General features: G+C 36.1%; 11 protein-coding genes. 8 read left to right on the forward strand and 3 right to left on the reverse strand.

Annotated features, from left to right (window positions below; all coding sequences use genetic code 11):
* Nucleotides 1-866 precede the first annotated feature (866 nt).
* Nucleotides 867-2132 (forward strand): aminotransferase class V-fold PLP-dependent enzyme, encoded by a 1266-nt coding sequence (locus EGI24_RS21010; RefSeq protein ID WP_255050605.1) that lies wholly within the window; start codon nt 867-869, stop codon nt 2130-2132.
* Between the two features lie 2 nt (nt 2133-2134).
* On the opposite strand, the gene EGI24_RS21015 is transcribed toward EGI24_RS21010, so the two are convergent.
* On the reverse strand, nt 2135-2836 hold the full coding sequence (locus EGI24_RS21015) for a LytTR family DNA-binding domain-containing protein (protein WP_255050606.1): 702 nt from the start codon (nt 2834-2836) through the stop codon (nt 2135-2137).
* A complete protein-coding gene (locus tag EGI24_RS21020) occupies nt 2823-3608 on the reverse strand; it encodes a sensor histidine kinase (RefSeq protein ID WP_255050607.1) in 786 nt (261 codons plus the stop codon). The genes EGI24_RS21015 and EGI24_RS21020 overlap by 14 nt, the downstream gene beginning before the upstream one ends.
* Before the next feature lie 679 nt (nt 3609-4287).
* On the opposite strand from EGI24_RS21020, the gene EGI24_RS21025 reads away from it, so the two are divergent.
* The 7 genes from EGI24_RS21025 to EGI24_RS21055 all read left to right on the forward strand — a co-directional run bounded on the left by EGI24_RS21025 (nt 4288) and on the right by EGI24_RS21055 (nt 12089).
* A complete protein-coding gene (locus EGI24_RS21025) occupies nt 4288-6963 on the forward strand; it encodes a carboxypeptidase-like regulatory domain-containing protein (protein WP_255050608.1) in 2676 nt (891 codons plus the stop codon).
* A 1-nt stretch (nt 6964) separates the two neighbouring features.
* Complete coding sequence (locus EGI24_RS21030) at nt 6965-7822, forward strand: DUF4249 family protein (protein WP_255050609.1); 858 nt, start codon at nt 6965-6967, stop codon at nt 7820-7822.
* A 197-nt stretch (nt 7823-8019) separates the two neighbouring features.
* On the forward strand, nt 8020-9582 hold the full coding sequence (locus EGI24_RS21035) for a CotH kinase family protein (RefSeq protein WP_255050610.1): 1563 nt from the start codon (nt 8020-8022) through the stop codon (nt 9580-9582).
* A gap of 4 nt (nt 9583-9586) precedes the next feature.
* On the forward strand, nt 9587-10057 hold the full coding sequence (locus tag EGI24_RS21040; RefSeq protein ID WP_255050611.1) for a hypothetical protein: 471 nt from the start codon (nt 9587-9589) through the stop codon (nt 10055-10057).
* Nucleotides 10047-10844: a polyphosphate polymerase domain-containing protein gene (locus EGI24_RS21045; protein WP_255050612.1), complete on the forward strand. Its 798-nt coding sequence runs from the start codon at nt 10047-10049 to the stop codon at nt 10842-10844. The genes EGI24_RS21040 and EGI24_RS21045 overlap by 11 nt, the downstream gene beginning before the upstream one ends.
* Entirely contained in the window at nt 10816-11433 is a 618-nt protein-coding gene (locus tag EGI24_RS21050) for a DUF4956 domain-containing protein (RefSeq protein WP_255050613.1), read from the forward strand. The genes EGI24_RS21045 and EGI24_RS21050 overlap by 29 nt, the downstream gene beginning before the upstream one ends.
* Before the next feature lie 11 nt (nt 11434-11444).
* Nucleotides 11445-12089, forward strand: coding sequence for a DUF2490 domain-containing protein (locus tag EGI24_RS21055; protein WP_255050614.1), 645 nt, complete (start codon nt 11445-11447; stop codon nt 12087-12089).
* Between the two features lie 81 nt (nt 12090-12170).
* Here the strand turns inward: EGI24_RS21055 and EGI24_RS21060 are convergent, their stop codons facing one another.
* Nucleotides 12171-13190 carry an LD-carboxypeptidase gene (locus EGI24_RS21060; protein WP_255050615.1) on the reverse strand — a complete coding sequence of 340 codons (1020 nt, stop codon included), beginning with the start codon at nt 13188-13190 and terminating at the stop codon, nt 12171-12173.
* Between the last annotated feature and the right edge of the window lie 78 nt (nt 13191-13268).

Genomic DNA, 13268 nt, shown 5'->3' on the forward strand with positions numbered 1-13268 from the left:
CGAAGGAGGTTAATTGGTTAATTCTCGCCCTGAGCGAAGTCGAAGGAGGTTAATTGGTTAATTCTCGCCCTGAGCGAAGTCGAAGGGGGTTAATTGGTTAATTCTCGCCCTGAGCGAAGTCGAAGGGGGTTAATTGGTTAATTCTCGCCCTGAGCGAAGTCGAAGGAGGTTAATTGGTTAATTCTCGCCCTGAGCGAAGTCGAAGGAGGTTAATTGGTTAATTCTCGCCCTGAGCGAAGTCGAAGGGGGTTAATTGGTTAATTCTCGCCCTGAGCGAAGTCGAAGGGGGTTAATTGGTTAATTCTCGCCCTGAGCGAAGTCGAAGGGGGTTAATTGGTTAATTCTCGCCCTGAGCGAAGTCGAAGGGGGTTAATTGGTTAATTCTCGCCCTGAGCGAAGTCGAAGGGGGTTAATTGGTTAATTCTCGCCCTGAGCGAAGTCGAAGGGGGTTAATTGGTTAATTCTCGCCCTGAGCGAAGTCGAAGGGGGTTAATTGGTTAATTCTCGCCCTGAGCGAAGTCGAAGGGGGTTAATTGGTTAATTGGTTAATTGGTTAATTGGTTAATTGGTTAATTTCGCCCTGAGCGAAGTCGAAGGGGGTTAATTGGTTAATTGGTTAATTGGTTAATTGGTTAATTGGTTAATTGGTTAATTGGTTAATTGGTTAATGAAAAGTTAGTTTAGAATTACTGAGTTCATTAAATCTGAAAATAATCCTTTTTGTTCCATCAAAATAGATTTAATCCTATATGGCCGTATTTCAATAGAAATAAAATATCGCTCTTAAAATTAGTTCTATAAAGTTCAGTCGATTATTTCAAGAATATTTTAGATTTTTCATTAAATTGCCTTATAAAACTTCTCTTATGAACAAAAGGCAATTCTTGAAAACTATTGGACTTTCGGCTCTATCAACTCCAGTTTTTAGCAAAACATTTCTAACAACCTTAAAAGATGCAGAAAACGTTAGTCCAGAAATACTCGCTGAAGACGAAAAATTTTGGAAACAAATAAGAGCAGAATATAAACTCAATCCAGCATATATCAACCTTGAAAACGGATATTATTGCATCACTCCGAGTCCAATCCACAAGGCATTTCTTAAAAATATAGAAGAAGTAAACCTCTTGGGATCTTACTACATGAGGAAAACCAGGTTTGCAGATAATGAAAAAGTAAGAAAACAATTGGCCGAAGTAGCAGGCTGTGGAACAGATGAAATAGTAGTAACAAGAAATGCTACAGAATCGCTAGATTCTGTAATATCTGGCTATGACTGGAAACCTGGAGACGAAGCTATTATGGCAGAACAAGACTATGGCTCTATGATTCAGCACTTTGAATTGATGGCCGAAAGGTATGGCATGAAAAATAGGATTCTATCAGTACCTCTGCATCCCAAAAACGATGAAGAAATAGTAAAAATGTATGAGGCCGCCATTACCTCTAAAACTAGGCTTCTGATGGTCAGCCATATCATAAACATTACTGGGCAAATTTTGCCCATTAAAAAAATATCAGACATGGCTCATAGCCATGGAGTAGATGTTTTGGTAGATGGAGCCCATGCATTTGCACATTTTGATTACAAACTATCTGACCTAGGCTGCGACTACTATGGCACTAGCCTTCACAAATGGCTCAGTTCACCTCTTGGTGTTGGTTTTTTGTATGTAAGAAAAGATAAAATCAAAAACCTCTGGCCAATTTTTGGTGAAAGTGGCTTAGCTCAAGATGACATTAGAAGGCTCAACCACACGGGTACGCCGGCAGTTCATACCGATATAAGTATCATGAATTCGCTAGCATATTTGCAAAAAATAGGCATAAAACGCAAAGAAGCAAGACTTAAATATATTAGAAACTATTGGATGGAAAGGCTAAAAGATGTGCCAAATGTAGTCATCAACACGCCTTTTGATGCAGATAGAGCCTGCGGAATCGGAAATGTTGGACTTAAAAATATGAAACCGACTGAAATGGCAGAAAAACTATTGTCCAATCACAAAATATGGACGGTTGGAATAGAAGGCCAAAGTGTGTTTGGTTGTAGAATTACGCCAAATATCTATACTTCAATTGCTGAGCTGGATGCCTTTGTAGCAGCAGTTAAAATTTTGGCAAAGGCATAATTCTATATTTGTTTGATTTTTTCAAAAAAACCTTTCAAAAACTTGGCTCCGACAGGTATTTGCTGCCCATTTTGTAAAAAAATAAAGTTTTTCTGGAAGGATTGAATTTGAGTCATAGAAACAATAAATGAATTGTGCACCCTAGAGAATTGGTTTTGAGGTAATTTTTCCAAAATACCTTTCAAATTGAGTCTTGTAAGTATTGGTTTTGGCTGATTATGAAGGTAAATTTTTACGTAATCTTTGAGCCCTTCTATATAAACAATATCTTCAGAAAAAACCTTAATTTGCTTATATTCAGAATAAACTACAAGAAAATGTTTTTCTTTTTTTTGCCTTTGCAATCTAAGTTCAAATAGTTCTCTTGCGTGTTCTACAGCCTGAAGAAAACGCTCATAGGGAATAGGTTTTAGTAGATAGTCTATCACTTTCAAATCGAAACCATCCATGGCATATTGATGAAACGCAGTGGTGAAAATGACCATTGGCGGATTTTCAAGGTTTCTTAAAAAATGTATACCAGAAATGTTTGGCATTTGAATATCTAAAAAAATCAAGTCTATATTATCAAGATTATCTTTGACCAAAATTGGGCTCGAAAATTTACCTTTCAGTTCTAAAAATGGCACTTTGCCAATATCTTCAGAAAGGATTTCCAAAGCAAAGGGTTCATCGTCTATGGCGATACACTTAATTTTCTCCATTTATCAATTCGATTCTTAAACTTACAGTAAACTTATTATCATTTTCGAAAATATTCAGCGTATGAGCATACGGATATAATAAACAAAGCCTTTGTCTCACGTTTTCTATTCCGAGGCCTGTATTCTCTTTATTTTCAAAATATTGATTTCTAAAAATTGAATTACTCACTTTGAATATCAACACATTCCCTACCAATTTTAAATCTATCGTAATATCAGAATCTGCTGTATCACTTACGCCATACTTAAACGCATTTTCAACGAAAGGAATAAATAGCAAAGGTTCTATTTCATAATCCTCAACTAAACCACTTACTTCAAAACTCACATTGGTATTATTGCCAATTCTCATTTCTTGAAGACCTATAAAATCCTTTAAATTATTAATTTCCAGGACCAAGGCTACCTTCTGCTCATTCGCTTGGTAAATGATATACCGTAACAAGGTTGCTAATTTCACTATTGCATCTTCGGTTAAATCTGACTTTTTACGGGCCAACCAGCGAATATTATTGAGGGTATTGAACAAAAAATGTGGGCTTATTTGGAGTTTTAATGCCGAAAGTTCAGCAGCTGTTTTCTCAAATTGAATTTGCTTTTTTTCTTCATAATTTTTTATTCGCTCGAAAAAAAGAGCCATTAAAGTACTCAATATCGTTATCAAAAAAAACGAAAATAGCGTGCCTATTAATTGAGGTTTAAAGAAGCCATTTGGCATTTTAGGAGGAGCAATTCCATTGAAATTGTTAGATGGAACTTTAGGAAATTGCATTTTGGGCAAAAAGAACAAGTCCAATGTATAATTCATCAATAATTGTGAAAACAAAAACACAAAAAGGACTAAAATATACTTTTTGATTTGGTTAGTGAATAATAACCTCGGCACCAAATACAAAAAATTGACATAAAATAAAACAACAGAAAATAAATTAAGCTGTAAAGAATGTAGTAACAGGAACTTGAAACCATTACTAGAAATATGCCCAAAATTTGGCATCATTAAAAATGGAATGATGAAATACATCATCCATGCGACAACTTGTATGAGTATTGAATATTTGCCTGTCAACTTCATTATAGAATCCTTTTTATATCAATACGCAAACTTCAATTAAAAACCACAAATAGCCTATCATTTGTATAAACACAGGCCAAAAGTGTAGATGGAAATCTACACAAATAATTTATCGATATACACCCTTTATATTTCAGGCAACAAAAAAAAATAGCCTATCGTAAAGACTTTTGAATATAAACTTAAACACTTTCAAAATGCCTTAAGAACACCTTTACATATAAAATCGCTCTTTCTATTAGTTTTTTAACACTTATCAGTAACCTTTATTATGACAAAAAAATCTATATTTATTTTTGCTGTTTTTCTTATTTCCATTTCGTTTGGATTTTCCCAACAAAAAATCCTGAAAATAAAAAGTGCCAAATATAATGAAATGTCCATAAAGGATATTTTGGAGGACATCCAATGGAAATATGGGGTAAAAGTGGCGGTAGATGACCAAGAAATTCCTCCAAAAAAAATCACCATTTGGGTTGATAATCAAAACCTTCAGGAGTTTTTAGAAACTTTAATTAAGCAAAACAATTTGGACCTAATTTACAAAATGGAAAATCCGAATTTTGCAAAATTGTTGAAGAAATCGGTATTTATTGAAAGTCAAAAAGAACCTACCTTTTCACCATTTCAACCAACCAAAAAGGATTTTACAATCTCTGGAGTTGTCAAAGATGGTAACTCGGGTGAAACGCTGCCTTTTGCGACAATAAGTGTTTTGGGAAGTGTCGGAATTTCTACACAAACCAATGTCGACGGCTATTTTTCACTTCAAAACGTCCCCTCCGATACTGTTTTATTGAAAACCAGCTATGTGGGTTATATCAATAAAACATTTAGAATAACCCCGCAAACCCCAGTTAAAAACTTAACTATAGAAATTCAAAGTGATGCCAAAAGCTTGGAGGAACTGGTAGTAAGTGGTGAAAAAACGGAGATGGTTCAGGCAAATCAAGTGGTGGGTATGATAAAAATGACTCCAAAAAATATAGCTAAACTACCAAATGTAGGTGAAAAAGACCCATTTAGAGCTTTTCAGCTTATGCCGGGCGTGAGTGCATCTAACGAATCTTCATCGGGTTTGTATGTAAGAGGCGGCACCCCTGACCAAACTTTGGTGCTTTATGATGGTTTTACGGTATACAACGTTGATCACCTTTTCGGTTTTTTCTCGGCTTTCAACTACAACGCCATCAAAGACATCCAACTGTATAAAGGCGGCTTCGATGCAAGGTTTGGAGGCAGAATTTCGGCGGTTGCAGAAATAACAGGAAAAGAAGGAAATAGCAAAACTTTCAATGGTGGAGTTGACCTCAACTTGTTGAGTACAAACGCTTACATTGAAAGTCCAATTGGTAAAAAATTCACTTTTTTGGTAGCAGGTAGAAGGTCTTACAAAGGACCACTTTACAACAAAATTTTTAAAAAATTTACTGACAATGAAGCCTCTGAAACGAATGCTCCACAAGGTCCCATTGGTGGAAGAGGTGGATTTAATAACCTCCAAACTGAACAAAAGGCCTCCTCTTACTTCTATGATTTGAACACAAAACTTACTTTTAAGCCTACAAAAAAAGACATATTGTCACTTAGTTTTTTTAACGGAACCGACAATATGGACAATAGCAGTACAACTAGTTTCGCGGGATTCGGGCCTTTCCAAGGGAATGGTAACAGCTTGGGGAGTACAACTAACGATGTGTCACAATGGGGAAATACTGGAGCAAGCTTAAAATGGTCGAGGCAGTGGAACAATAAACTTTATGGTAATACGCTGCTTAGTTACTCGAATTATTACAGCGACAGGGACAATTCAAGAAATATTTCTATCACCAGAGGCGACTCTACAATCAATAATAGACTAGGTCGGGTGGAGTCGAATAACCTAAAGGACTTCTCATTGAAATCAGATTGGGAATGGAAAATCGCAAAAAATCACCAAATAGAATTCGGGACGATGATAACCAAAAACAGCATTGATTTTAATTATACCCAAAATGACACCACAACTATTCTGAATCGTAGCGATTCTGGATTTTTGAGTTCTGTTTATTTACAAGATCGATTCAATTTGTTAAATTATAAACTTGAACTTATTCCAGGGGTCAGAATCAATCATTTTGATATAACCAATAAAATATATGTTGAACCAAGGCTGACATTCAATTACAAATTAACCGACAAACTAAAAATAAAAGGTGGTGGAGGCATCTATAACCAGTTTATTAAACAAATTAACAGAGAAGACATTTCACAAGGTAATAGAAACTTTTGGATATTGGCCAACGGCTCAACATTGCCTGTTACACAATCAAAACACTTGATATTGGGTGCCGCGTATGAAACCAAAAATTACCTGTTTGATGTAGAGTTCTATCAAAAACAGAATACTGGAATTACAGAATATACCTTGCGGTTTGTACCTAGTTTTAATACTGGTGGCGGTGGGTTCCCTGGAGGAGGCCCCGGTGGACCAGGAGGACCTACTGGTGGAGGATTGGCCACGGAGGAGACTTTTTTCAATGGAAGTGAAACTATTAGAGGTATGGATGTAATGGCTCAAAAGAAATTTGGAAAAATTACTGGTTGGCTGGGATATACATATTCCCAAGCTGTGCGTAATGTTAGTGCGTTTTCCGATTTACCTTATTACTCAGACCAAGACGTAAGAAATCAATTCAAAGCCGTTGCCACGTACAGTGTAAAAAACTGGGATTTATCTGCCACTTGGATTTATTCTACCGGCAGACCCTATACTTCAATAATTGGTGCATATGACCTCACTTTACTCGACGGAACTACCAAATCTTTCACCAATCCTTCCGACAAAAACGCAAATAGATTTATCGATTATCACCGAATGGATGCTTCTGCTACCTATAATTTCAAAAATGGAAGTATAGGGTTTTCTGTCTTTAACCTTTACAACCGCACCAATATTTGGTATAAAAGATTTGAAGTAATCAGAGAAGATGGCGTATCTGTGTTGCAAACCACAGATGTAACTTATCTTGGAATTACACCTAATTTAACACTAAGCTTAAAATTGAAATAAAATGAAAAATAAATATTTACAAATACTATTAATGTCTTTATCTCAAATGAGTTGCATTGAAGTAAACAATATTATTACACCTGGAGATAGACCAGTTATTGAAGCTTACTTGGCCCCTGGAAGTACTGTAAGCATGAAAGTTTATACGGAAATCCCATACACCTCTGAAGACTCGGCATACTCAAAACCTGTCGAGGGTCTTAAAATCAAAATTACTGGTGATGATGGACTTGATGTTATTTTAACTGAAAAGGAAGAAGGCACTTATGTTTCTACCCAGAAACTAGGCAAAGCAGGCACAACCTACAAAATGTCATTTTCACATAACAATAGAACAATATCAGCTGAAACAACCCTGCCCCAAGCTCCTGAAAATTTCAAAATAGATTTAACAGAGATTGCAAGAATTGCAAGAGACTTTAGTGCAGGATTTACACCGGGGCAAGGTGGTCCTGGAGGGGGTTTTCAGCAAGAAACCAATTCAACAATAAATATCACTTGGGATAACCCCGATAATGTCTATCATTTTGTAGCGGCACAATCAATAGAAAGTAATCCTACGCAAATTTTGATTCCGCCTCCTTCGAATGGAAATTTTCCCGCAAGGCCAGCCAGAAGATTTAACAATCAGCCAGTACTCACCAACTCTTCGAGTATAAATGGACAGAGTTTTGAATATTTTGGTCGGTATGCTATCATTTTGTACCGATTAAACCCAGATTATGCAGCACTATATGAAAACACGAGTACAACATCGCAAAACATAGCTACGCCAGTAAGTACAATTACAAATGGCCTGGGAATATTTACTGGAATAAACGCCGATACGCTAATTCTAAATGTTAAAAAGAAGCAGTAGGTTAAATTGATTGCCAAATAAAATAGTCCTTAGACTACCAAATGAGGACTATTTTTTACGCTCACTATAGATTACGCTCTAGCTCTATTTACACAAATTTCTGAAAGTATTTTCTCACGAATGCCTTACTATATAACTGTAGAGAGCCATTAGTGAAACTGTTCTTGTTCAATTTACCAATATGAAAAATTAATTTTATGAAACGATTCCTAAAAACCGTTTTTTCGGTTACTGCCCTTTTCTTAGTATTGTCGTGCAATGTCTTCAACGAGCGAATTTATACCGACCCCGCCACTTCGAACGAAACCGAACCAGACTACGCAACGGTATTTCCGCAAGACAAAATCAACACCCTTGAAATCACTCTCACCAAGGCCGTATGGGATTCAATAAAGGCTGACATGGTAACAAAGGCAGGTTATGATTTTGGTACGAGAAGCAATCAAATCGGCGGTGGTAATATCGGTGGAGGTGGCGGAATGATAGATTCCACCCGAATCCAAGGAGGAATGGGAGGTTTCCCTCCATTAGACTCTATTTCAGGGGGCATTGTAGGGGTACCTCCTACTGGCTTCCCAGGTGGTAATGCAGGCCTTCCACCAAACGGTAATGGAGGGGTACAACCCGGAGGAAATGGAGGTGGTGGAGCCGTTGATATAATAAAGGGTGACCCAATTTGGGTAAAATCAACAGTAAAACTCAATGGAAAAGAATGGAAAAATGTTGGCTTTAGACTAAAAGGCAATTCTAGCTTACAAGGTGCTTGGGGTTCTGGTATTTATAAATTACCCTTTAAGCTTGAATTTGATCAATTTGAAGACGAAATTCCTTCGGTAAAAGACCAGAGATTTTATGGATTCAAGGAATTCTCTATGTCGCCAGGCTATAGCGACAACTCGCTGATGAGAGACAAAATAGTGAACGATTTGTTCAGAGATGCGGGAATACCTACCGCAAAAACGGCCTTTTATAAACTTTTTATAGATTTTGGAGATGGTCAGAAATATTGTGGCGTTTATACTATGTTAGAAGTTATTGACGACAGCATGGTAAAATCTCAATTCGGGGAAAAATCTGGCAATATTTACAAACCTGAGTCAAACTTTACAACATTCTCACAAAGTCTTTTCGAAAAAAAGTCCAACGAAACCATGGGTGACTATTCTGATGTTCAGGCGGTTATCACTGCTCTTAATGCTACAAATAGAACTACAAATCCTGAATTATGGAGAACAACATTGGAGAAATCCTTCAATGTCGAACATTTCTTAAAGTACCTCGCCATCAACAATACTATTGTAAATTGGGACTCTTATGGTCTAATGGCACATAATTATTATCTTTATACACCGTTAAAGACTGGAAAAGTAACTTGGATTCCATGGGACTTTAACCTTTCCATGCCAGAAACCACCACAAATGGAATAGGTAATGCACCAATGGGAGGAATGCGAGGAGTGTCACTGGAAATGACTGAAGTAGGGTCAAGTTGGCCATTAATCAGATATTTAGCAGACGACGCAACGTACTTAGCAAAATATAAGACCTATGTAAAAGAGTTTAATGAAAAATATTTTCAAGCAAATAGAATGAGTGGAATTATAGACAAAGAAGCAAATCTGATATCTGCGGCGGTATCTCAAGAAGCTGCACCCTATAGTTATTTGTCAAATTATACTAACTTTACTACCGCTGTTGCCCAACTGAAACAGCATGTTGCATCACGAAATCAGTCAGTTAATGTATATTTATCAAAATAATGTCATGAAAAGTATCCTATTAATATTAGTTTTTATCCCGCAAGTCTTGGTTTTTGCCCAGTCAAAAAAAGATATTAAAAATAACAAAATAAAAACGGTTACGGAAAATATCTCTAAAGAAGGAAAAACTATAAAAGATGCATTTTATCGGTATGACAAAAATGGCAATATTCTTGAAGAAATAAACTATGATGATCTAGGTAAAATCAAAGAAAGGATTACTTATAAGTACAACAATATCAACGAGAAAAGCGAAAAAGTAAGCTTTGACGCTACAGGCAAACAAACAGCCAAGGAGACTTTCAAGTATAATGATGACGAAGAAAAATCAGAGGAAAATATTTACAATGGCAATAACATTTTGGTAAGCAGGTCCGTATATAGTTTTAATAACAAAGGTTTGAGAAAGGACAAGAAGACTTTCGATGCCAAAGGCACCCTAATTCAAACCAAAACATACCAATATGAATACTGAAATCCTCCTAAACAAAATTAATGAGGAAGCCCAGCTCTTTGAGAAAATAACCCTGGGTGAAATGGAAAGTGTGAAACTAATGGATAGAATGGATGTAAAGTATTTGATACCACTTCATTTACTTCCATACATTTTGAATGACGCCCGAGAATTTTATAAATTACTGGAAATCAACAATGAGCGACTTTGTACGTATGAGACACTTTATTATGACACCGAAGATTATCAATTGTATCACTCCCACCAGTCTGGACGTTTGAATAGATATAAAGTAAGATTTAGAAATTATGTGGGTTCTAATCTGTCTTTTTTTGAAATAAAACACAAAAACAATAAGGGTAGAACGTTAAAAACGAGAATAAAACAACCTAACAATTTTGAGGAAATTTTGAATAATGAAAAAGCAGAATTTCTTGAAAAAACTACACCTTTGTCTGCCGTCGAACTTAAGGGTAATCTTATGGTAAATTATAAGAGAATGACTTTGGTTAACAAAACATCCAAAGAAAGACTCACCTTTGACTTGGATTTAACTTTCATTAAAGACCAAAATGAGGTAATCTACAATCAACTGGTGGTGGCCGAGGTGAAACAAGAAAAACTAGGAGCTTCTCCGATTATCGATGTTTTTAAAAAATACAATTTGAGAGCAGGTTCAATCAGCAAGTATTGTTTAGGCGTGATGAGTACGGACAGAGATGTTAAACACAATCGATTTAAAACCAAATTTTTACATTTAAAAAAAATAATAACCCAATATGATTCTTTTGCAAGAACTGGTATCTAACACCGAAGCATTCCAATGGTTTGACAAGGTTTCCTTTAAGTTTATTTCACGTTTTTTGGTAGATATCGCTGCGGTATTCCTACTTATTAGGTTTATTTATTTTCGCCATTATCGGCGAACAGATCTATTTTTAACCTTCTTTGGCTTCAACATCATCATTTTCCTGATTACATATTTGCTGAATAAAGTAGAGATGAGTATGGGAGCAGCCTTTGGTCTTTTTGCCGTTTTCTCTATGCTGCGATACCGAACTGAAAATATCTCGGCAAAAGATATGACTTATCTCTTTTTCTCAATTGCTCTTGGTTTAATTACTGCCATCAGCAAAGGTTCATGGGACGACTTGGCCATCATGTGTATGATTCTTTTAGCACTTACAGCCTTATTAGAGGGCGGCTGGATTATTAAAAAAGAGCACACCAAAGTGATTAATTATGATAAAATTCAACTTATCACACCAGACAAAAGGGAAGAACTTTTACTAGATTTGAAACAAAGGACTGGTTTAAATATCCACAGAGTGATTATCCAAGAGATTGATTTCCTGAAGGATGCTGCTCATATCACCATTTTTTATTACGAAAACTAAAAAACAACAACATGAAAAAATTTCTTTTATTAACAATCTTATTTTTTGGGATAATATCGGTATATGCTCAAGACGGTGTTGGGCTAAGATCAGGAATTAATTTACAGAAGAAAGTCACAAAAAAAGTCACTTTAAACCTCAACGGTCAAGCAAGATTTAATAATAATATTTCCTACTTACAAACTTATCTTTTCGAACTTGGAGGTGAATACAAATTATCCAAAGCCTTCGATGCTGCTATTTATTACCGATTTGTAAATAGAAAAAAGGACGAAACTAAGAATTTCAATCAAAGACACAGATTTTATGCCGATTTGAGTTATGACAAAAAATTTGGAGTTATCAAGTTTCAAAATAGACTCAGGTATCAACACCAATTTAAAGACAACGACGGTGTAACGGAATTTGACGCAAGCTATATCAGAAACAAAATTGAACTTTCTTACGATAACAAATCGAACTTTACTCCGTACTTATCCAACGATTTCTTCTTCCAAATCGGCGGCACGCTAGATCAGCTTAGACCAAAGGTTGGTATAAACTACAAAATCAACAAGAAAAATTCAATTGACTTGAGTGTATTTAATGATGTTGACTTGGTAGGCACAGATGCACCAGGGCCAGTTTTTGGGTTGATTTATAAGGTGAAGTTGTAAGAAAAATACCTAGAGGCTGTTTAAATGTTCTTTCATTTTCAGCCCTTATTCAGTTATGTGGAAGTTTGGCAATTTTATCCCTTATTCTACCGCACTCTCCAAAAACTGAATTATGCCTTGGTCAGCATTGATTTCAGCCTCTATACCTATGGGGATTGTAAATTTATTGTTGATATGGCCAATCATGGAACCAACAAAGGCTGGTTTTTTTGTTGGTTTTATGTGGTCCTCCCAAAGGTCTTCTAGCGTGAGTGAACCGTAGCTTCCTTCACCTGGTTCACATTTTGTACATTTTCCAAAAACAAAACCATTCATTTCTTCAAAAACTCCACAAAGTTTCATGTGGTTAATCATTCTATCCACACTGTATGGCTGTTCTTGTACATCCTCACAAAAAACAATCGCATTTTTAAAATTTGGAACAAATTTAGAACCCAAAATATGGCACAAAACCGTCAAATTACCTCCAATCAATTTCCCTTTGGCAATACCGCTATTTATTGTTGAAATCCTATCTTCTACCTGCGTAAGATTGTCGCCTTTATTTATAGGATTTTCATACTTTACCTTATCGGCATTCATTAACACACTTTTAAAATATTTCACCGAGAAATCATTCCAAGTAGATCCACCCACTGGTCCGTGAAAAGTCACCAAACCGGTTTGAGCATGAAGGCCCAACAGCAAGGCCGTTACATCGGAGTATCCAACAATTACTTTCGGATTCTTTTTTATTAATTGATAGTCAAGTAGAGGTAAAATACGAGCACAGCCCCATCCACCATGTACACATAAAATCCCATGAACTGTTGGATCAGCGAACATTTCATTGATGTCAGATGCACGTTCAGCATCATTGCCAGCCAAATATCCGTATCTTTTCCAAATGTTTTTACCGTATTTTACCTTAAATCCCAAGGCCTGCATCGATTCCGCAACTACTTCAAATGTTTCTTTGCTGTAAGCAGGAGCCGCCGGGCAAACCAGTCCAATGGTGTCACCAGCTTTAAGCCTTTTTGGTTTTAATATTTTATTATCATCCAGTCTGAGCCCAAGGGCGGGTGCAATCGCAATATTTTGAATGAAATCTCTTCGGTTCATGTTTTTTTCGGGAAATAAAATCAAGATAAACAATAAAATATAAACATTGAAAATATTCAAACAAAGCAAAGCCGAAAA

The sequence above is a fragment of the Lacihabitans sp. CS3-21 genome (assembly GCF_024343675.1).
GTDB lineage: Bacteria > Bacteroidota > Bacteroidia > Cytophagales > Spirosomataceae > Leadbetterella.